Annotated in this window: 16 protein-coding genes and 2 pseudogenes; 10 read left to right on the plus strand and 8 right to left on the minus strand. The window is 61.6% G+C overall.

Going from position 1 to position 21,280, the window contains the following annotated elements:
• Window positions 1–306: 306 nt before the first annotated feature.
• The 3 genes from glgB to BFQ00_RS10595 form a co-directional block, all read right to left on the minus strand.
• Window positions 307–2,544, minus strand: coding sequence for a 1,4-alpha-glucan branching protein GlgB (gene glgB, locus BFQ00_RS10585; RefSeq protein ID WP_065933487.1), 2,238 nt, complete (start codon window positions 2,542–2,544; stop codon window positions 307–309).
• Window positions 2,541–5,888: a maltose alpha-D-glucosyltransferase gene (treS, locus tag BFQ00_RS10590; RefSeq protein ID WP_065933488.1), complete on the minus strand. Its 3,348-nt coding sequence runs from the start codon at window positions 5,886–5,888 to the stop codon at window positions 2,541–2,543. Before treS ends, glgB begins: the two co-directional genes overlap by 4 nt.
• 145 nt (window positions 5,889–6,033) lie before the next feature.
• Complete coding sequence (locus BFQ00_RS10595) at window positions 6,034–8,022, minus strand: alpha-1,4-glucan--maltose-1-phosphate maltosyltransferase (protein ID WP_065933489.1); 1,989 nt, start codon at window positions 8,020–8,022, stop codon at window positions 6,034–6,036.
• Between the two features lie 205 nt (window positions 8,023–8,227).
• On the opposite strand from BFQ00_RS10595, the gene BFQ00_RS29625 reads away from it, so the two are divergent.
• Complete coding sequence (locus tag BFQ00_RS29625; protein WP_163003436.1) at window positions 8,228–8,404, plus strand: hypothetical protein; 177 nt, start codon at window positions 8,228–8,230, stop codon at window positions 8,402–8,404.
• On the opposite strand, the gene BFQ00_RS10600 is transcribed toward BFQ00_RS29625, so the two are convergent.
• Complete coding sequence (locus BFQ00_RS10600) at window positions 8,382–8,873, minus strand: MgtC/SapB family protein (RefSeq protein ID WP_065933490.1); 492 nt, start codon at window positions 8,871–8,873, stop codon at window positions 8,382–8,384. The two genes, BFQ00_RS29625 and BFQ00_RS10600, sit on opposite strands and share 23 nt — an antisense overlap.
• Window positions 8,874–8,995: 122 nt before the next feature.
• On the opposite strand from BFQ00_RS10600, the gene BFQ00_RS10605 reads away from it, so the two are divergent.
• From BFQ00_RS10605 to mapR, 4 genes and pseudogenes are all read left to right on the plus strand, one after another.
• On the plus strand, window positions 8,996–9,235 hold the full coding sequence (locus BFQ00_RS10605; protein ID WP_065933491.1) for a DUF3203 family protein: 240 nt from the start codon (window positions 8,996–8,998) through the stop codon (window positions 9,233–9,235).
• Between the two features lie 223 nt (window positions 9,236–9,458).
• Window positions 9,459–9,826 (plus strand): annotated as a pseudogene (locus BFQ00_RS27990) (4Fe-4S binding protein); the annotation flags it as partial.
• A gap of 1 nt (window position 9,827) precedes the next feature.
• On the plus strand, window positions 9,828–10,022 hold the full coding sequence (locus BFQ00_RS30000; protein ID WP_242527086.1) for a FixG Ig-like domain-containing protein: 195 nt from the start codon (window positions 9,828–9,830) through the stop codon (window positions 10,020–10,022).
• 152 nt (window positions 10,023–10,174) lie between these two features.
• On the plus strand, window positions 10,175–11,584 hold the full coding sequence (gene mapR, locus BFQ00_RS10615; protein ID WP_065885312.1) for a GntR family transcriptional regulator MpaR: 1,410 nt from the start codon (window positions 10,175–10,177) through the stop codon (window positions 11,582–11,584).
• Between the two features lie 32 nt (window positions 11,585–11,616).
• Here the strand turns inward: mapR and BFQ00_RS10620 are convergent, their stop codons facing one another.
• Window positions 11,617–13,713: a putative bifunctional diguanylate cyclase/phosphodiesterase gene (locus BFQ00_RS10620; protein ID WP_065933493.1), complete on the minus strand. Its 2,097-nt coding sequence runs from the start codon at window positions 13,711–13,713 to the stop codon at window positions 11,617–11,619.
• Between the two features lie 321 nt (window positions 13,714–14,034).
• Here BFQ00_RS10620 and proP point away from each other — a divergent pair, with 321 nt between their 5' ends.
• Window positions 14,035–15,537, plus strand: coding sequence for a glycine betaine/L-proline transporter ProP (gene proP, locus BFQ00_RS10625; protein ID WP_065885310.1), 1,503 nt, complete (start codon window positions 14,035–14,037; stop codon window positions 15,535–15,537).
• Between the two features lie 52 nt (window positions 15,538–15,589).
• Entirely contained in the window at window positions 15,590–16,096 is a 507-nt protein-coding gene (locus tag BFQ00_RS10630; RefSeq protein WP_065885309.1) for a GAF domain-containing protein, read from the plus strand.
• Between the two features lie 54 nt (window positions 16,097–16,150).
• On the opposite strand, the pseudogene BFQ00_RS10635 reads toward BFQ00_RS10630, so the two are convergent.
• A pseudogene (locus tag BFQ00_RS10635) lies at window positions 16,151–16,408 on the minus strand (helix-turn-helix domain-containing protein); the annotation flags it as partial.
• Between the two features lie 208 nt (window positions 16,409–16,616).
• On the opposite strand from BFQ00_RS10635, the gene BFQ00_RS10640 reads away from it, so the two are divergent.
• Window positions 16,617–17,828, plus strand: a complete 1,212-nt coding sequence (locus BFQ00_RS10640) for an MFS transporter (protein ID WP_065885307.1) — start codon at window positions 16,617–16,619, stop codon at window positions 17,826–17,828.
• Between the two features lie 45 nt (window positions 17,829–17,873).
• On the opposite strand, the gene BFQ00_RS10645 is transcribed toward BFQ00_RS10640, so the two are convergent.
• Window positions 17,874–18,182 carry a DUF2834 domain-containing protein gene (locus BFQ00_RS10645; RefSeq protein WP_065898317.1) on the minus strand — a complete coding sequence of 103 codons (309 nt, stop codon included), beginning with the start codon at window positions 18,180–18,182 and terminating at the stop codon, window positions 17,874–17,876.
• A 123-nt stretch (window positions 18,183–18,305) separates the two neighbouring features.
• Here BFQ00_RS10645 and BFQ00_RS10650 point away from each other — a divergent pair, with 123 nt between their 5' ends.
• Window positions 18,306–20,003, plus strand: coding sequence for an amidase (locus tag BFQ00_RS10650; protein ID WP_065933495.1), 1,698 nt, complete (start codon window positions 18,306–18,308; stop codon window positions 20,001–20,003).
• Between the two features lie 461 nt (window positions 20,004–20,464).
• On the opposite strand, the gene BFQ00_RS10655 is transcribed toward BFQ00_RS10650, so the two are convergent.
• Complete coding sequence (locus tag BFQ00_RS10655; protein ID WP_065885299.1) at window positions 20,465–20,671, minus strand: DUF6434 domain-containing protein; 207 nt, start codon at window positions 20,669–20,671, stop codon at window positions 20,465–20,467.
• A 156-nt stretch (window positions 20,672–20,827) separates the two neighbouring features.
• Between BFQ00_RS10655 and BFQ00_RS10660 the strand changes: the two genes are divergently transcribed.
• Window positions 20,828–21,259: a nuclear transport factor 2 family protein gene (locus BFQ00_RS10660; RefSeq protein WP_065933496.1), complete on the plus strand. Its 432-nt coding sequence runs from the start codon at window positions 20,828–20,830 to the stop codon at window positions 21,257–21,259.
• The last annotated feature ends 21 nt before the right edge of the window (window positions 21,260–21,280 follow it).

Here is a 21,280-nt window from a genome sequence, read left to right on the forward strand (position 1 = left end):
AGTGCGGCTAACCCGGCGTCCTGCCGGGTTGCCCACGGATTCAAGCCTGCGTTCGGCCAGCGTGGTTTAACGGGGCGCCTGAGATCAAGATCAATAGCGCGGCGGCCTTGGAGCCGACCGGTATTTTGTGTCGGCCCCGGTCCAAATGTGGGAGGGGGCTTGCCCCCGATGGCGGCCTCTGGGCCGCCGCGATGGGTCATCCCTTGCCCAGTGCGGCTAACCCGGCATCCTGTCGGGTTGCCCACGGATTCAAGCCTGCGTTCGGCCAGCGTGGTTACGTTTGGCGCTGCAGCGTTGTGTAGATACCTATGACTCTTGTGGCCGCAGAATCAGCACGCCCAAAGGCGGCAGGTTCAATGACAGCGACACCGGCTGACCATGGCGAGGTTCATCCACGGTCTGCACCGCACCGCCATTACCGTAGTTGGACCCGGCATACATATCGGCGTCACTGTTGATCACTTCGCTCCAGCGTCCGGCAAACGGTACGCCGACGGCGTAGGCCTCACGAGGCACCGGCGTGAAGTTGGCGACCACCAGCACCGGCTTGCCGTCCTTGCTCCAGCGCAGCCAGGCGTAGACGCTGTTGATGGCGTCGTCACCGATCAGCCACTGGAAGCCCTGGGGCGCGTCGTCCTGCTCGTGCAGCGCCGGTTCCTCGCGGTACAGGCGGTTCAGATCGCCCACCAATTTCTGCACGCCACGGTGTTCCGGGTATTGCAGCAGGTACCAGTCCAGTTGCTGGTCGTGGTTCCACTCGCGCCACTGGCCGAACTCGCAGCCCATGAACAAGAGCTTCTTGCCCGGGTGCATCCACATGAAACTCAAGTAGGCGCGCAGGTTAGCGAATTTCTGCCAGCGGTCGCCGGGCATCTTGTCGATCAGCGAGTGCTTGCCGTGCACCACCTCATCATGGGAAATCGGCAGGATAAAGCGCTCGGACCAGGCGTACACCAGGCCGAAACTCAGTTCGTTGTGGTGATGGGCGCGGTAGACCGGGTCTTGCTGGATGTAATGCAGCGAGTCGTGCATCCAGCCCATGTTCCATTTGTAGTTGAAGCCCAGGCCCCCTTGCTGGGTGCTTTGACTCACGCCTGGCCACGCAGTGGACTCCTCGGCAATCACCAGCGCACCCGGCGCTTCCAGCGCGACCACGTCGTTCAGATGGCGCAGGAAATCGATGGCTTCCAGGTTCTCCCGGCCGCCGTGGCGGTTGGGCACCCACTCACCGGCTTTGCGTGAATAATCGCGATACAGCATCGAGGCCACCGCATCCACGCGCAGGCCGTCGATATGGAAATGCTTGAGCCAGTGCAACGCCGACGCCAGCATGAAACCGTGCACCTCGGTGCGGCCCAGGTTGTAGATCAGCGTGTCCCAATCCTGGTGGAAACCCTCCAGCGGGTTGGCGTATTCGTACAGCGCAGTGCCGTCGAATTGCGCCAGGCCGTGGGTGTCGGTAGGAAAATGCGCCGGCACCCAGTCGAGGATCACGCCAATATCCGCCCGGTGGCAGGCGTCGACGAAGTAGGCGAAATCTTCCGGCGAGCCGAAGCGTGCGCTCGGTGCGAACTGGGACAAGGCCTGATAACCCCAGGAACCGCCAAATGGATGCTCCATGATCGGCATCAGTTCGATGTGCGTGAAGCCCAATTGCTCCACATAGGGGATCAGCCGCTCGGCCAGTTCGCGCCAGCCGTATTGGCGTGACACTTCGCCGGCCTCGTCCAGCTCGCACTGCCAGGACCCGACGTGCAACTCATAGATAGACAGCGGCGCAGTGGATTTCTGCTTGTCGCCACGCGCCCGCATCCACTCATGGTCCTGCCACTGCACTTGCAACGGCGCAGCGACTTTCGAGGCGGTATCCGGCGGCAGTTGGGTGGCCAGGGCCATCGGGTCGGCCTTGAGCGGCAAGATGCCGTGGGCGCCGAGAATTTCATATTTGTAGGCCGCGCCCGGTTGCAGGCGTGGGACAAAGATTTCCCACACGCCCGAAGGATGACGCAGGCGCATCGGGTGACGGCGACCGTCCCAGACGTTGAAGTCGCCGACCACTGAAACGCGTCGGGCATTCGGTGCCCACACGGCAAACCGTACGCCCTGCACGCCGTCCACCGTGGTGACTTGGGCGCCCAGGCAATTGCCCAGGTCACGGTGGTTGCCTTCGGCAAACAGGTACAGGTCCATTTCACCGAGCAGCAGTTGGCTGAAGCTGTACGGGTCTTCGGTGATCTGCTCGCCGCCGGCCCACTGGATCTTCAGCAGGTAATCCTGGCGCGTGCCGAAGTGCCCGACGAACAGCCCCGGCACCTGGGTCGCGTCGAGGCTGCCGATCGGCTCACCGCCGTCACGCGCCAGGACCTGGACACTCAGGGCTTCAGGCAGGAACGCACGGATAAACTGCCCGCCCTGCTCATCATCGTGCGGCCCAAGGATCGAGAATGGATCAGGGTGCTCGGCGCGCACCAGCGCTTCGACGTCCCTGGATGCCGGCATTGCAGTCAACTTGGGCTGCAGCGGTTCTCTATGCGTAAAACTCATGACGTCTCCCCACCGCGTGCAGTTTTCGATTCAGGTGTAAGCCCGCTGAGCAAACCGTGCAACCCTTGCAAGGGCACCGGCAACCAGCTCGGGCGATTTTCCGCTTCGTAGGCCACTTCATACGCGGCCTTCTCCAGGCTGAACAAGGTCAGCGCGGCGTCCTGGCCGTTGGCATCCTGCCAGTCATGCGCCAGTGTAGCCGTCGCTGCCTGATAAGCCTGGGTAAATGCCTGGCGGGCTTCACTCAGGTAACGCTCGGTCACACGCCGACGCGCGGCGTCCGCCTCCGGCGAATGATCAACCCCCTGCACATTCAGGGCCATGGCCGCCGCGTAATCAAAGGAGCGCAACACCCCGCTGACATCCTTGTACGGGCTGTGCTTGCCACGCCGTTCATGCAACGGTCGCGCCGGCTCGCCTTCAAAGTCGATCAAATAGGCGTCGCCCTTGACGACCAATACCTGGCCGAGGTGCAAGTCACCGTGGACGCGAATCCGCAATCCGCCCAGCGTGGCCTTCGCCAATGACTGGACGTGGCTGCCGATGGCTTTTTTCTGCGCCAGTAATTCACTGACCAGCGCCTGATCGGCGGGGTTCAACTGGCTTTGATTTAGTTTGAGCAAGTGCAAGGCACGCTCGATCTGCGCGCCCACATCCTTGGCCCAGGCCTGGGTGTCCCTGGCCGAGGTGACTTCGGGCTTGAAGTCCTTGTTCTGGGTAGGCGCGCCCAACACCACGTGCATTTCACCCAGGCGCTGACCGAGCAGGCCGGCGAAGTCCGCCAGCTCGCCGAGGGCGTTGTAGTGCTGTTCCTGTTCGGACATCGCTTCGGCCAACTCGTCGCGAATGGCCCGCTCAAGGTTGTTCTGGGTCCAGCTCCAGGCATCGCCCTGGTTGCTCAGATAGCCCTGGGCAATCATCAGCAGGCTGTCCTCGCCCTGTGCGTCGCGCCGGCTCATTGAGCCCATCAGCGGCGAAATGTTCGGGTAGGCGGCTTCGGTCAGGTAGGCGCTCATCTCCAGTTCCGGGTGGACCCCGGCGCTGACTTTGCGGATCAACTTGAGCACCAGGCTCTCGCCTACCACCACCGAACTGTTGGACTGCTCGGCAGACAGGTAGCGCACTGCTGATTCGTCCGTCAGTTGCAAGGCGGCCAGGTGCGGTGTCGCCTCGAAGCGCAGGTCACCCTCGCTGCAATTGAGCACGGTAGCTGCCTGCATGCCTTGAATCACACTGCGAATAAAATGCTCGAGGCTGAACGCGTCGGTGACCAGCCCCACCTGGCGGCTGCGCCGTACCCGCGCCAATGCCAGTTGCTGCGGCAAGGCGCTGGTGAGCTGGTCTTCGCCGAGGAAACCGAACGGCAATTGATAGCGGCTGGTCTGCCCCGCGCTGGTGACGTCGATTTCGCTGAGCAGCACAGGATGCTGCGCATCGCCGAAGCGCACGCCATAGGCAATATGCACGCTGTCGATGGTGGCGTCCTTGCCGGCGAACCAGCGGCGCTTGGGCAGCCAGGCCGGCAACGAGGTCTGTTCCAGGGTGGTGCGACCGGGTTCTTCGAGCAACTCTTCCATACGTTTTTTCAACACCAATGTCGTGAAGTCGGGAATGCTCTGGGCCGGTTCCACATGCCAACTGGGCATCTGGTTTTCCGCCGCCAGCACGAACCAATAAAAGCCATAGGGCGCCAGGGTCAGGAGGAAATTCAGCTGGCCGATGGGCGGGAAGGCGTTACCGCCCAGCATCTCCACCGGCACCATCCCGGCGAATGCCGACAGGTCCAGTTCCGCGGCCTGGGCGCTGCGCGAGACGTTGGCCACGCACAGGATGATTTCGCTGCGGCCGTCCTCCCCGGTGTATTCGCGGGTATACGCCAGGATGCGGCGGTTGCTCGGCGAGAGCATTTTCAGGCTGCCGCGACCGAATGCCTTGGACTGCTTGCGCACCGCCAGCATGCGCCGCGTCCAGTTCAGCAATGAATGCGGGTCCTGGGCCTGGGTTTCGACGTTGACCGATTGGTAGCCGTACTGCGCGTCCATGATCGGCGGCAATACCAGGCTGGCCGGATCGGCGCGGGAAAAGCCGCCATTGCGGTCGATGGACCATTGCATCGGCGTACGTACGCCATCACGGTCGCCCAGGTAAATGTTGTCGCCCATGCCGATTTCGTCGCCGTAGTAGAGGGTCGGCGTGCCGGGCATCGACAGCAACAGGCTGTTGAGCAGTTCCACGCGGCGCCGGTCACGCTCCACCAGGGGCGCCAGGCGTCGGCGAATGCCCAGGTTGATGCGCGCGCGGCGATCTGCGGCGTAGTAGTTCCACAGGTAGTCGCGCTCTTTGTCGGTGACCATTTCCAGGGTCAATTCATCATGATTGCGCAGGAAGATCGCCCACTGGCAATTGGCCGGAATTTCCGGGGTCTGGCGCAGGATGTCAGTGATGGGGAAACGATCTTCCTGGGCCAGGGCCATGTACATGCGCGGCATCAACGGGAAGTGGAAGGCCATATGGCATTCATCGCCGTCGTCGCCCTTGCGGTCACCGAAGTAGAGTTGCGTGTCCTCGGGCCATTGGTTGGCCTCGGCCAGCAGCATGCGATCAGGGTAATTGGCGTCTATTTCGGCGCGGATCTGCTTGAGCACCCCGTGAGTCTCGGGCAGGTTCTCGTTGTTGGTGCCGTCACGCTCGATCAGGTAGGGAATCGCGTCGAGGCGCAGGCCGTCGATGCCCAGGTCGAGCCAGTAGCGCATCACCGACAGCACCGCTTTCATGACCTGCGGGTTGTCGAAGTTCAGGTCCGGCTGGTGCGAATAGAAACGGTGCCAGAAGTACTGGCCGGCCACCGGGTCCCAGGTCCAGTTGGACTTCTCGGTGTCGAGGAAAATGATCCGCGTGCCGTCGTATTTCTGCTCGTCATCGGACCAGACGTAAAAGTCCCGCGCCGCCGAGCCCGGCTTGGCCTTGCGCGCCCGCTGGAACCAGGGGTGCTGGTCGGAGGTGTGGTTGATCACCAGTTCGGTAATCACCCGCAGCCCGCGTTTATGGGCCTCGGCGATGAAGCGTTTGGCATCGGCCATGGTCCCGTAGTCGCTGTGCACGCCACGGTATTCGGCGATGTCGTAGCCGTCATCGCGGCGCGGCGAGGGGTAGAACGGCAGCAGCCAAATGGTGTTGACGCCAAGGTCGGCAATGTAGTCGAGCTTGGCGATCAACCCGGGAAAGTCACCAATGCCGTCGTTGTTGGAGTCGAAATAGGATTTGACGTGCACCTGATAGATCACCGCGTCCTTGTACCAGAGCGGGTCTTTGATGAAGGTGGCTGCCTTGGGTTTCTTCGCCATTTGAAACTCCTGAAATGCTGCAGACGCAAATGCCATCAATGTGGGAGGGGGCTTGCCCCCGATGGCGGTGGCTCAATTGGTCATTCTGTGACTGATACACCGCAATCGGGGGCAAGCCCCCTCCCACACTCTGTTCTCCACTCGTCTATTGAGCAGTGATGCGCCAGATTCCGAACGGCATCTGCGGGTCCAGTCGGGTCCATTGAGTCTTGCCGTACCAGGTCCAGCGATGGCCGTTCATCAAGTCTTCACCCTGGGTCTGGGCATCGTCCGGCAGGCCCATCTCCCACAGCGGCAGCTCGAAGTGCGCTTCCTGGGCGTTGTGCGGGTCGAGGTTGACGGCCACCAGCACGAAATTGCTGCCGTCCTCGCTGCGCTTGCCGAAGTACAGGATGTTGTCGTTCCAGGCGTTGTAGAGCTTGAGCCCCAGGTGCGTCTGCAACGCCGGGTTCTGGCGGCGGATGCGGTTGAGCTGGGCGATCTCGGCAATGATGTTGCCGGGCGCGGTGAAGTCGCGCGGGCGGATCTCGTATTTCTCCGAGTCCAGGTATTCCTCCTTGCCCGGCACCGGTGCGGACTCGCACAGTTCAAACCCGGAGTACATGCCCCACAAGCCCGAGCCCATGGTGGCCAGCGCGGCGCGGATCAGAAAGCCCGCCCGGCCGCACTCATGCAGGAAGCCTGGATTGATGTCCGGCGTATTGACGAAGAAATTCGGGCGGTAGCACTCGCGCCACGGCGACTGGTTCAACTGGGTGAAATACTCACTCAGCTCGGCCTTGGTGTTGCGCCAGGTGAAATAGGTGTAGCTCTGGGAATAACCGACCTTGCCCAGGCGCGCCATCATGGCCGGGGTGGTAAAGGCTTCGGCGAGGAAGATCACTTCCGGGTATTTGCTGCGCACGTCGCTGATCAACCATTGCCAGAAGGGCAGCGGCTTGGTGTGCGGGTTGTCCACGCGAAAGGTCTTCACGCCCTCTTCCACCCAGCCCACCACGATGTCGCGCAGTTCGGTCCACAGGCCGGGAATTGCGTCCGCCGCATAGAAATCGACGTTGACGATGTCCTGGTACTTTTTCGGTGGATTTTCCGCGTATTTGATCGTGCCGTCCGGGCGCCAGTTGAACCAGCCCGGATGCTCTTTGAGCCACGGGTGGTCCTGGGAGCACTGGATGGCGAAATCCAGGGCGATTTCCAGGCCGTGGTCGGCGGCGGCCTTGACCAGGCGACGGAAATCCTCGCGGCTACCCAGTTGCGGGTGAATCGCTTCGTGTCCGCCCTCCTCGCTGCCAATGGCGTAAGGGCTGCCGGGATCGTCGGAACCGGCGGTCAGGGAGTTGTTCTTGCCCTTGCGATGGCTGCGGCCGATGGGATGGATCGGCGGGAAATACAGCACGTCAAACCCCATGTCGTGGATCATCGACAGGCGTGAATGCACATCGTTAAAGGTGCCATGACGGGCCGGATCATCGGTAATCGAGCGGGGAAACAGCTCGTACCAGCTGGCGAACTGGGCACGCTCACGCTCCACGTCGATCGGGTACACCGTGCTGATGCTCAAATAGGCACGGTGGTCGGCCTGGGTCATCAGGTGTGCACTGTCTTCGTGCAGGAACTGCGCGACCTGCTCGGTTTCCAGCAGGCCGGAGAGTTCGTGGTGCAGCAGCATCAAGCGGTCGCGCAGTTCGTTGTCACTGCGCTCGGCGGCCTGCAACACCAGGCTGCGGCCTTCCTGCAGCTCCAGGCTGACCGGCACCCCGGCTTCATGCTTTTTACGCAGTTCATAGCAGAAGCTGGCGAAGGTATCGATCCAGGCTTCAATGCAAAACTCATGGGGCCCCTGGGTGGTGACGGTAAACGCACCTTCCCAGCCGTTGTTGCCCACATCATTCATGACCACGCTGTGCCAGTTTTCCTGGCCCAGCGGGCGCCAGCGCACCAACACCGCCAGCTTGTCATGGCCATCGGCGAACACTTTACTGGTGACATTGACCTGCTGGCCCACCACGGCCTTAACGGCGAATTCGCCGCCGTCAATCACCGGCATGGTGCTTTCAATGGCGATTCTGGGTAACAGCAGTGCCTGGGACAACGGCAATAAGGAATGTTCTGGAACCAGTGTTTCAGCAGTCATCGAGCATATTCCCCTTACGCCCAGTGGACGCTCTGTGCTTGATCCGAATTCGTAACATGGCGGCGCACTCCCTGAGCAGGCCTGTATTAGGTCCGAGCCCGGGGTGCGGGCAAAAGTTCAGGCGGATATGTCGCCACCGGGCGGGGAATCAATTCCCACCCGTGGCTGTCCACCGATAGAGCAAAGCACAAAGGAGGCCACACCCATGACTATCCCGATCCCGGCGGAGACGCCCGACCCGAATATCGACAACCCGACCCTGCCACCCACCGAGCCTGCACCGGTTCCGGAACAGGAACCGCCGGAGAACGAGCCGCCACCGGTGCAGGAACCGCCAACCACCATGCCGCCGGTTATCGTCAGTCCTTCTCGAAACGCTTGACGATTTTCGGCATCACGCTGAACACCACCAACGCCAGCAACGTACTCAGGACCGCTGTCGATTCCCGACCCAAACCGGCCGAGACCCCAATCGCAGCGGTCATCCACAGCCCGGCGGCGGTGGTCAGGCCTTTGACGTGGCCGGCGTCCTCATCCTTGCCCTTGATAATGGTGCCGGCCCCGAGGAAGCCGATCCCGGCAATCACGCCCTGCACCACCCGGCTCATGGCATCGGCCTGATTGCCGGACATCTGCGGCACCATCACAAACAGCGCAGCCCCCAGCGCCACCAGCATGTGGGTGCGCACGCCGGCGGCCTTGCCCTTGCTCTCGCGTTCAAACCCCAGGATTCCGCCGAGGAACGCGGCCATCAGCAGGCGCACGGTGATCTGGGTGACCTGCCGGGCGTCGCCGATATCGGCAAACTCAGCCTGCAGGGTTAACCATGCTTCATGTAGCCAAGCGTCCATCAATGCCATCCTTTTTGTGATTATTGATAGAAGATGGACAGCGGCGACCGTCAGTCAGTTGCGTGGAACCCTCAATGCTCATTGGCTCCTAAATGATCAGAGCCCATGAAAAGGAGACCGGTATGCCTATCCGTATCGACAACCATCTGTGTTATTTCACGCTGAATGACAATGGCCAGGAACAAAGCGTGCCTGCGACCCGCGTCAATATCGTGACCGATAGCGAAAAATTCATGTCGTACGTGGAACTGGCGGCTGAACGCATCTACATCACCGAAGCCGAGGCCGATGCACTCACCGTCGCGGGTGCCCATGACGGACGCCAGCATGTGAAGGCCGACGAACCGGGTTCGGTCATTTAATCGATGCCTCTGTAGGAGCGAGCTTGCTCGCGAAAAACCTCAAAGATAACGCGTGCTTCCTGCAAGAACGCGGTGTCTGTGGGTTTTTCGCGAGCAAGCTCGCTCCTACAACGTCTCGCATTGAGGCCCTGATCCGCTTTTTAACCGCCAACCTGAGTCTGTTACGCAAACAGCGCGCCGCCCATAGTTCATCCGCCTGATGGAGGCTGATGAGCGAACGACCATGAGCGATCGAATCCCCACCGTGGAAACTTTTGTGCCCATTCACCCAGAGAAGGTGAAGGCCGCATCCCGCGACAACCTGATCCACACCCGCAGCTTCACCGGCCTCTACCGCACCTTGCGCATGAGCGGCGGCGCGTTGTTGTTCCTGGCCTGTTTGCGATCACCGTGTTTGCCGGCCGTGTGTGGTGTGGCTACACCTGCCCGCAAAGCGTGTTCACCTGGCTGTTCATGTGGTGCGAAAAAATCACCGAAGGCGAGCGCAACCAACGCATCAAGCTGCACGCCGCACCCTGGAGCCTTGACAAGCTGGCACGGCGTTCGGCCAAGCACACGCTGTGGCTGGGCATCAGCGTGCTGACTGGGCTTGATCGAAAACATCTACAGCCTCAAGGTCATCAACAAGACTCAGCAGCACCACAATTATCGCCTGGAGCTGGTGGACGCCGAGGGATTCCAGTTGCAGGGTAAGACCCGAATCAGCCTGGCGCCGGGGGAAATCGTGGATTTACAGCGCTGCCGACAGCCGTTTTGTCGCACCACTGAACCGCTGATAATCCCTTGAATGTATAGAGTTCCAATGTAGAAAGATCCAATGTGGGAGGGGGCTTGCCCCCGATTGCGGTGTATCAGTCACCGAATAACCAACTGAGCCACCGCCATCGGGGGCAAGCCCCCTCCCACATTTGCCCAACGCACACACCGTTCAAGGCCCCCATGAAACGCTACGAAAAATTCGCCGATGACATCGCAGAACTGATCCGCTCCGGCGTCCTCGGCCCCGGCCAGCGCGTGCCGTCGGTGCGTTACGCCAGCCAGACCTACGGCGTCAGCCCGTCGACGGTCTTCCAGGCCTACTACCTGCTGGAGCGGCGCGGCCTGATCCGCGCGCGGCCGCGCTCCGGCTACTTCGTCAATACCCACGCGCCCAGCCCGTTTTCCGAGCCGGTGGTGAGCGAGCAGGTGCACGAGTCCACCGAAGTCGATGTGAGTGAGCTGGTGTTTTCGGTGCTCGATTCGATCAAGGACCCCAACACCGTGCCCTTCGGCTCGGCCTTCCCCAGCCCCATGCTGTTCCCGCTGCCGCGCCTGGCCCGCTCCCTGGCCAGTGCCAGCCGCGCAATGGACCCGCGCCTGGTGGTCACCGACATGTCCCCCGGCAACCCGCAACTGCGCCGTCAGATTGCGCTGCGCTACATGGTCGGCGGCCTGATGCTGCCCATGGAAGAACTGCTGATCACCAATGGCGCCCTCGAAGCGCTGAACCTGTGCCTGCAAGCGGTGACCGAGCCCGGCGACCTGGTAGCAATCGAAGCCCCGGCGTTTTATGCCTGCCTGCAAGTGCTCGAGCGCTTGAAGCTCAAGGCCGTGGAAATCCCCGTGCATCCGCGCGACGGCATCGACCTCAACGCCCTGGCGCAAAGCCTTTCGCGTTACCCGATCAAGGCCTGCTGGACCATGACCAGCTTCCAGAACCCGATGGGCGCGACGGTGCCGGAAGAAAAAAAGCAGGCGCTGGTAGCGCTGCTGCGCAGCCATCAGGTACCGCTGATCGAAGACGATGTGTATGCCGAGCTGTATTACGGACAACACGCGCCGAAACCGGCCAAGGCCTTCGACACCGAGGGGTTGGTGATGCACTGCGGCTCCTTTGCCAAGAGCCTGGCGCCAGGGTACCGCGTAGGCTGGGTGGCGGCCGGCCGCTTCGCGCAGAAGGTCGAGCGCCTGAAACTGATGACATCGCTGTGCCCGTCGATGCCGGCCCAGGCCGCGATTGCCGACTACCTGCAACACGGCGGCTACGACCGGCACCTGCGCAAACTGCGCTACGCCCTGGAAGAACAGCAAAGCGCGATGCTTGCCGCCATCGCCCGTTACTTCCCGGCGCAGACCCGCGTCAGCCAACCGGCCGGCGGGTATTTCCTGTGGCTGGAACTGCCGGAGCAAACCGATTCATTGAAGCTGTTCCAGATGGCCCTGGCGCAAGGCATCAGCATCGCACCGGGCCCGATCTTTTCGGCGACCCGGCGCTTTCGCAACTGCATCCGCTTGAACTACGGCAGCCCTTGGACCGACGTGTCGGAGAAGGCGATGGAGACGCTGGGGCGGATTGTGCGCTCGTTTTGAGGGTCAGCAGGTCGTCGCCGCGAGCATCGCCATCACCCACGGCTTGCGTCTGGCGCCGGCGCTTCCCGAGTGCGCTGGATATCGGCCATGAACCCGTCGGCCGGCAGTGGATGGCCCAGCAGATAGCCTTGCAGCGAGTTACAGCCCAGTCGAGTCAGGAAGCGCTGCTGCGCCTCGGTCTCCACGCCTTCGGCGACGATCCGCAAACCCAGGGCCTGGCCCAGCGCAACGATGGCTGAGACGATGGCGGCGTCGTCGCTGTCATGCTCCAGGTCGCGCACGAAACCACGGTCGATCTTCAGTTCATTGGCCGGCAGGCGCTTGAGGTACATCAGGCTGGAATAGCCGGTGCCGAAGTCATCGATGGACAGGTCGACGCCCATGTCCGAGAGCTGCTGCAATACGGTCATGCTCGCGTCGGCATCGCTCATGGCGGTGGTTTCGGTGATCTCTAGGGTCAGGCGGTTGGCCGGCAGTTGGTGCCGTTCCAGGGCGGCGGCCACGCTGGCGACCAGCCCGGGATGGCAGAACTGCAGCGCCGACAGGTTCACCGCAATGCGCCAACTTTCATAACCCTGGGCGTACCACAGGCTCATCTGGCGACAGGCCTCATTGAGTACCCACTCGCCGATGGGAATGATCAGCCCGGTTTTTTCCGCCAGCTCAATGAACGTGGCCGGCAGCAACACGCCGTGCTGTGGATGCTGCCAGCGCAGCAGCGCCTCTGCCCCCACCGCAACCCCGCTGAGCGCGTCGAACTTGGGCTGGTAGTGCAAACGAAATTGCGCGTTGTCGAGGGCGTTGCGCAGGTCCTGCAATAACTGCAGCTGTTTACGCGCGTTGGTGTTCATCGACACATCGAAGAACCGGTAGCCGTTCTTGCCCATGCCTTTGGCGTGGTACATCGCCGCATCGGCATTCATCAACAGCTCCTGGGGGTTGGTCCCGTTGCCCGGGAACAGGGCGATGCCGATGCTGGCGGAGATTTTCAGCTCGTGTTCGGCGACCGTGAAGGCGCGATTGACCAGACTGACCTGGCGTTCGGCCAGGCCCATGGCATCGTCCGGCTGGGTCAGGTGCACCATTAATACAAACTCGTCACCGCCGATGCGCGCCAACGTGTCCTGGCTGCGCAGGTCCTCGCGCAGGCGCAGGCCAACTTCGCGCAGCAACTGATCGCCCATGTGGTGACCAAAGGCATCGTTGACCGGCTTGAAGCCATCCAGGTCGATAAACATCAGCGCAAAGCAACCGCCCTGCTCCTTCACCGCCTGGATACCTTGTTGAATCCGATCCGACAGCAGCGTGCGATTGGGCAGGCCGGTGAGCATGTCGTGCAGGGCCAGGTGGGTCAGTTCCTGGTTGGCCAGGGTCAGGGAGTCGGCCAGTACGGCGGTGCGCGCTTGCAGCCGCGCGTCGAGCAGCGAGGTCAACAGGGCGACGACCAGCACCGCCAATGAGGTCACCAGCACCAGGTTATCCAGGCCGTTGCCGCTCAAGCCGGTCTGTGCGGCGGCGCAGAAGCTGTCGTCGGCAAAACGCGCGGCGGCCATGCCGGTGTAATGCATACCGACGATGGCCACGCCCATCACCACCGCCGCGCCGCCGCGCGCCAGGCGCACATAGGGCGTATTGCGGCGCAGGTTGAAGGCGATCCACAGCGCCGCGCCGGAAGCCACCACGGCGATCAACAGCGAGGCGCCGAACAACGCCGGATCGTAATCGATGCCCGGCGTCATGCGCATCGCGGCCATGCCGGTGTAGTGCATGCTGGCGATGCCTGCGCCCATGACCAACGCGCCGAATGCCAGTTGCCAGGCCGGCAAGCGTGGCTGGCTGACCAGCCATAAGGCAAAACCGCTGGATAACACGGCAATCAGCAATGACAGCGCGGTAATGTCCAGGTCGAAGCCCATTTCGAACGGCAGGCGCAGGGCCAGCATGCCGATAAAGTGCATCGACCACACCCCCACGCCCATCGCGACGGCACCGCCGGTGATCCATAGATAAACCGTACGTCCCTTGGCGGTCGCGATCCGCCCCGCCAGGTCCAGCGCGGTATAGGACGCCAGGATGGCGACGCACAGGGACATCACGACAAGGGAGATGGTGTAGCTACCGGTCAGCATGGGGTATCTCGCGGTTTGACAGCCCGGGCCGGGTGGCAAAGCGGCGGATTGTAGCGAGAATATTTCAGGGCTGGCGATTAATTGCTTACAGACGGCGGGCTGATTTTTCTGACGTCAAATTGGTGGCTTTGCCAGGTGCTGGGCGACGCTCGATTCATACGTCAGCGCGCAGGTTTTCACGGCGTCACTGACGCTTGCGGCGCCCGCCATGAGAAAAAATCTGCCGATGGGTGAATTATTTCGTGTCCGCTTGTATCTGAAGTGACAGAGCGGTGCCATCGCAGCGATGGCACCTCCCGTTCAGCTTCTAGAGTGGCCCGCATGAAATTACGTAAGAAACGCGTCAGTCCGATCGGATTGAACGACATCACCATCGTCGACGACAACAAGATGCGCAAGGCGATCACCGCCGCCGCATTGGGCAACGCCATGGAATGGTTCGACTTTGGCGTCTATGGTTTTGTCGCCTATGTGCTGGGCAAGGTGTTCTTCCCGGACGCGTCCCCCAGCGTACAAATGATCGCTGCACTGGCCACTTTCTCCGTGCCCTTCCTGATCCGTCCACTGGGCGGTCTGTTCTTTGGCGCCCTGGGTGACAAATACGGGCGGCAGAAGGTCCTTGCCGCCACCATCGTGATCATGTCCCTGAGCACCTTCGCCATCGGCCTGATTCCCGGCTACGCGTCCATTGGTATCTGGGCGCCGATCCTGTTGCTGCTGTGCAAAATGGCCCAGGGCTTCTCGGTGGGCGGCGAATACACCGGCGCGTCGATTTTCGTTGCCGAATACGCCCCGGACCGCAAACGCGGTTTCCTGGGCAGTTGGTTGGACTTCGGCTCGATTGCCGGCTTCGTGCTGGGCGCGGGCGTGGTGGTGTTGATTTCCACAGTGCTCGGTGAAGCGGAATTCGAGGCCTGGGGCTGGCGCCTGCCGTTCTTTCTGGCCCTGCCGCTGGGCATCATCGGCCTGTACCTGCGTCACGCCCTGGAAGAGACCCCGGCGTTCCAGCAACATGTCGACAAGCTCGAACAGGGTGACCGCGAGGGCCTCAGCCATGGCCCCAAGGTGTCGTTCAAAGAGATCGCCACCAAGCACTGGCGCAGCCTGCTGACCTGCATCGGTATCGTCGCGGCCACCAACGTGACCTACTACATGCTGCTCACGTACATGCCCAGCTACCTGTCGCACAACCTGCATTACGCCGAAAACAGCGGCGTGTTGATCATCATTGCGATCATGGTCGGCATGCTGTTCGTACAACCGTTCATCGGTTTTGTCAGCGACAAGATCGGCCGCAAACCCTTCATCATCGCCGGCAGCATCGGCCTGCTGTGCCTGTCGATTCCGGCGTTCATGCTGATTACCAGCGGCAAGACCGGGCTGATCTTCAGCGGCCTGCTGATCCTGGCGATCGTGCTGAACTTCTTTATCGGCGTAATGGCCTCCACGCTGCCAGCTATGTTTCCTACACATCTGCGCTACAGTGCATTGGCCAGTGCGTTCAACGTCTCGGTACTGATTGCCGGCGTCACGCCCACCGCAGTGGCGTGGCTGGTGGAAAGCACCAACGACCTGTACATGCCGGCTTATTACTTGATGGTATTCGCCGTGGTAGGCCTGGTTACCGGCCTGACCATGAAGGAAACCGCCAATAAACCCCTGCGCGGCGCGGCCCCGGCGGCGTCGGATATGGAAGAGGCCAAGGAATTGCTGCAAGAGCATCATGATAATATCGAGCAGAAAATCGAGGACATCGATGCCGAAATTGCAGCCCTCCAGGCCAAGCGGGAAAACCTGGTGCAGCAGCACCCACGGATTAATTAAGACCTGACTGTGCGTGGTCGCGGCCTGTGGCCACGCACATTGGAGTGATCACATGGTTCCAAGCGTCACCTATGCACAATCGCTCCTGAGCGCCGACGAACGCGCGGCCATCGCCGAAATCGAAGCGAGCACCAATATTCTCAAGCTGGTCACCCGCCTGACCGGTATGCGCTTTGCCGGCATCGCCAAATTCACCGACCTGGAGTGGGTGGTGTGCTCGGCCTATGACCCTCTGCAGATGGGCATCCACGTCGACGACGTACTCGACCTGGAAACCACCCTGTGCAGTGAATTCTGCATCAATCCCCAAACCCTGTTCGTGCCGCAGATCAGCGTCGACGGACGCTTTGCGTCGCGCCCGGTGGTCAAGAAATACGCCATCGAAAGCTATGCCGGCGCGCCGATTTTCCTGCCCGACGGGCGCCTGTTCGGTGCGCTGTGCGCGCTCGATTCACGCGCCATGCTGTTCGACGATCCCAACCTGCCGGAAACCCTGAGCCTGTTCGCCCGACTGATCGGCTGCATCTTCTACGCTAACCTGGCCCCGGCCGATCAGTGACCGCCGCCCTGCCCGTCCAACATTGCTCGCTGCATCCTCGTGTTGCCAACAGCGCTACTTGAAGAAATGACTCGGCGTCTTGCCAAACTGTTTCTTGAACATGCTGGTAAAGGCGCTCGGGCTGTCATAGCCCAGCTCCAGGGCCACATTGATAATCTTCTCGCCCACCGCGATGCGCTCCAGCGCCAACAGCAAGCGTGCCTGTTGGCGCCACTGGCCGAAGGTCATGCCGGTTTCGCGACGGAACAGGCGCTGGATGGTGGTTTGATCCAGGTCCAAACGCGCGCTCCAGTCAGCGACCGTGGACGCATCGCTGATGACGGCCCAATCGCCTTCATCGATCTCCTGAAGGAATTTGTCGAGGGATTTGATGATTTCGCCCTTTTTGCGAGGTTTTCTGCCCGAATTTCGCGAGACAGGCATTTTTGCCGACTCTAGCATAGCGCTCGAAACAATTAGAAATGGGCCGTCGGCTCACGTACTGTCTGCCCTTGTTAGCTGCCTTGTATGGAATGCCTGAATGTCGACCCTCACCGCGACACCCGCCGCTGCAACCACCACGCCCCAGATAAGCCCGCTGGTCATGCGCGTGCTCGGCGCCTGTGCCCTGGCGCACCTGATCAATGACTTGATCCAGGCCGTGCTGCCGTCGATCTACCCGATGCTCAAGGCCAACTATGGCCTGACGTTTACCCAGGTCGGCCTGATCACCCTGACCTTCCAACTGACCGCTTCCCTGCTGCAACCGTGGATCGGCTACCACACCGACCGTCACCCAAAGCCCTGGCTGTTACCGGCGGGCATGGTCTGCACTTTGATCGGCATCCTGATGCTGGCATTCGTCGGCAGCTTCCCCGCGATTCTGCTGGCGGCGGCGTTGGTGGGAGTCGGCTCGTCGACGTTTCATCCGGAAACGTCCCGCGTGGCACGCCTGGCCTCCGGCGGCCGCTACGGTTTGGCGCAATCGACCTTCCAGGTCGGCGGCAACACCGGCAGCGCCTTCGGCCCGTTGCTGGCGGCGGCCATCATCATTCCCTACGGCCAGTCCCATATCGCCTGGTTCGGCCTGTTCGCGGTGTTCGCAATCGGGGTGCTGTACGGCTTGAGCCGCTGGTACCGCCACCACCTCAACCTGTTCAAGCTCAAGCAAGGCGGCCAGGCGACCCACGGCTTGTCCAAAGGCCGCGTGACCTTTGCCCTGGTGGTACTGGCGCTGCTGGTGTTCTCCAAATATTGGTACATGACCAGCCTGACCAGCTACTTCACGTTCTACCTGATCGAAAAATTCCAGCTGTCGGTCGCCAGCTCCCAGATGTACCTGTTCCTGTTCCTCGGCGCGGTGGCCGTGGGCACCTTCGCCGGCGGACCGATCGGCGACCGGATCGGGCGCAAGAAAGTCATCTGGTTCTCGATTCTCGGCGCCGCGCCGTTCACCCTCGCCCTGCCCTATGTCGACCTGTTCTGGACTGCCGTACTCAGCGTGGTCATCGGCTTTATCATCGCCTCGGCGTTCTCGGCCATCGTGGTGTTCGCCCAGGAACTGGTGCCGGGCAATGTCGGCATGATCGCCGGGATATTCTTCGGCCTGATGTTCGGTTTCAGCGGGATTGGCGCAGCATTGCTGGGCTTGCTCGCGGATCACCATGGCATCGAATACGTCTACAAAATCTGCTCGTTCCTGCCGCTGGCGGGCATCCTGACGATCTTTTTGCCTTCGACCAAAGGCGTCTGACTCTGTGGGAGGGGGCTTGCCCCCTCCCACATTGGTACGTGTCGTCTAGGTGCGTCGCGTAAACCCATTGACGACGATATACAGCAGCGGCCCCACCGACACGAAGACCGCCGTCAACAGGAAATAGGGAATCAACGACGCCACGGAGCGCCCTCGCCCGCGCGCGTCCCGGTACATCCACACACACGCCAGGATCGCCATCAGGTACAGGTCGATCACCACCTGCGCGGTGTCCGGCCGCGACATCAGTTCCTGGCCGAACGCAATGAGCGATTGCTCGGCCGTCAGCATCGTCGCCACGGTATACAACGAAAAGCCGAGCAAAGCGGCCAGGGCGATGTAGGGTTTAGGCATGTTCTCCTCCTTGGAGTGCAATGTGGATGATCAGGCCGCTTACCTTAGCAGTAAGCTGGCACTGGTAAATATCTGTACGTAGACTGCCGTCATACCCTCACTTGAAGACGGCGAAAAAACGTAATGCAAGTTACCGAAGTCTCCATTGCCCAATTGCGCGCTGCGCTTGAATCCGGCCACACCACTGCCGTTGAACTGGTGCGCGCCTACCTGGCGCGGATCGACGCCTATGACGGCCCGCAGACCGCTACCGCGCTGAATGCTGTGGTGGTGCGCAATCCCGACGCCTTGAAGGAAGCCGAAGCGTCCGATGCACGCCGGGCGCAAGGCCAGACCCTGGGGCCGCTGGATGGCATTCCCTATACCGCCAAGGACAGTTACCTGGTCAAGGGCCTCACCGCCGCGTCCGGCAGCCCGGCATTTGCCAGGCTGGTCGCCCAACGCGATGCGTTCACCATCGAGCGCCTGCGCGCCGGCGGCGCCATCTGCCTGGGCAAGACCAATATGCCGCCCATGGCCAACGGCGGCATGCAGCGCGGTGTCTATGGCCGTGCCGAAAGCCCGTATAACGCCGCCTACCTCACTGCACCGTTCGCCTCGGGCTCGTCCAATGGCGCCGGCACGGCGACGGCGGCAAGCTTCGCCGCGTTTGGCCTGGCTGAAGAAACCTGGTCGAGCGGTCGCGGCCCGGCCTCCAACAACGGCTTGTGTGCGTATACGCCTTCGCGCGGGGTGATTTCGGTGCGCGGCAACTGGCCGCTGACCCCGACCATGGACGTGGTGGTGCCCTATGCGCGCACCATGGCGGACCTGCTGGAAGTGCTCGACGTGGTGGTCGCCGATGACCCGGAAACCCGTGGCGACCTGTGGCGCCTGCAACCCTGGGTGCCGATTCCCAGCGTCAGCTCGGTACGTCCGGCGTCTTATGCCGAACTCGCAGAAGGCAAAACGGCCCTCGCCGGCAAGCGCTTCGGTGTGCCGCGCATGTACATCAACGCCGACCCCGAGGCCGGCACCAGCGAAAAACCGGGGATCGGCGGGCCGACCGGGCAGAAAATCCACACCCGCGCCTCGGTGATCGAGCTGTGGCAGGCCGCGCGCCAGGCTCTGGAAGCCGCCGGCGCGGAAGTCATCGAGGTGGATTTCCCCTTGGTGTCCAATTGCGAAGGCGACCGCCCCGGCGCGCCGACAGTGTTCACCCGTGGCCTGGTGTCCAGGCAGTTTCTGCACAATGAGTTGTGGGAACTGTCGGCCTGGGCCTTTGATGATTTCCTGCGCGCCAACGGCGACCCGGCCCTGAACCGCCTGGCGGATGTCGATGGCCCGAAAATTTTCCCCCATGACCCCGGCACCCTGCCCAACCGCGAAGACGACCTGGCCGCCGGCATGGACGAATACGTGCGCATGGCCCAGCGCGGCATCACGCCGTGGAACGAGATCGGCACATTGCCCGACGGCTTGCGCGGTCTTGAGCAAACCCGTCGCCTGGACCTGGAAGACTGGATGGACACCCTGCGCCTCGACGCGGTGCTGTTTCCGACCGTGGCTGATGTTGGGCCCGCTGATGCGGATGTCAACGAAGCTTCTGCCGATATCGCCTGGAGCAATGGCGTGTGGGTGGCCAATGGCAACCTTGCCATTCGCCACCTCGGCGTGCCTACGGTCACCGTCCCGATGGGGGTGATGGCGGATATTGGCATGCCGGTCGGGCTGACGTTTGCCGGTAGAGCCTATGACGATTCGGCGCTGCTGCGCTTTGCCGCCGGGTTTGAAGCCACTGGCAGCAAACGCGTAATTCCGCCGCGGACACCGCCGCTGTAGGCCGATTAGTTGTCGTGTTCCGAGGTTCAAATGTGGGAGGGGGCTTGCCCCCGATGGCGACCTCAGGGCTGGCCAGTATCTTGGATCAGACCGAGTACATATCCGTTATTTAGGTCACGGCCACTTAGGGTTCCGCTTTTACAGCGGCTCACTTTTGAAAAGCGCAAAAGTAAGCAAAACGCTCTTGCCCCACCACTCGGCACCTCGCCTGGGCTCGGTGTGCCCTCTCTCCGGCCAGCGTGGTTTAACGGGGCGCCTGAGATCAAAAGCAGATCAAGATCAAGAGCGACTCGCTGCGCATCGTGGTTACGGGTGGGGGCGGCTGCTTTGTGTAGGAGCGAGCTTGCTCGCGAAAAACGCACAGGCGCCGCGTTGATTCAGGAAGCACGCGGTATCGTTGACGTTTTTCGCGAGCAAGCTCGCTTCTACAGACAGCGGTGTACGATTTTGCTGTATTCACCTCAAGCAGTGCGACGCTGCCACTCGTCCACCACATCGCCCAGTGTCTTGGGCGCGCCGTTGCGTATCCAGGCCATGAATGGACGGTTGAACTTGAACGCCGGGCCGCAGTGTTCAAGCATGAAGCGGCGCACGTTCTGGGTATTCCTGTAGCTCGGGGTTACGGGTGTGGCGCGGGTGATGACGCCACTGTGCCAGTCAAATTCCATTTTATGCCTCGCGGATGGGGATGCCGGTCACCAACATAACCTCAAAGGAGGTCGGATCTGAGCGAAATTTCACTTTCCTTCTCCCTTGCAATTAATGCATGGTTGTACGACGACAGACCTCATCGTCTCTACGCCCACAAAAATAAGGAAACACCCATGCCCAACGTCAAAGTGCTGATCGCTTTTCTGTGCCTGTTCTCCAGCTACGTCATAGCCGCGCCGGCACCTGCCGAGAAGGAGGTGGCCCAGGCAGTCGATCAACTGACCCAGGCCATGTTGCACCTGGATCTCAAGCAACTTCACGCGTTGACCTCGGACACCCTCACCTACGGTCATTCCAGCTGCAAAGTGCAGAACAAGGCGCAGTTCATCGCTGATCTGGAAACCCACACCAGCGCGTTCAAGACCCTGGAAATGCAAAACCAGACCATCACCCTGAACGGCGACACTGCACTGGTGCGCAACCACTTTCATGCCCTGGCGGTGAACAGTGGTGTGGAAGTGCCGACCGATATCGACAATTTCCAGGTCTGGCAGAAGCAGCACGGCAAATGGCTGCTGATCGGTCGCCAGGCTTATAAATACTGACCAATGCCGGTGAGCCGTTCA

The sequence above is a fragment of the Pseudomonas sp. 28 E 9 genome, assembly GCF_900004785.1.
Classification (GTDB): domain Bacteria; phylum Pseudomonadota; class Gammaproteobacteria; order Pseudomonadales; family Pseudomonadaceae; genus Aquipseudomonas; species Aquipseudomonas orientalis_A.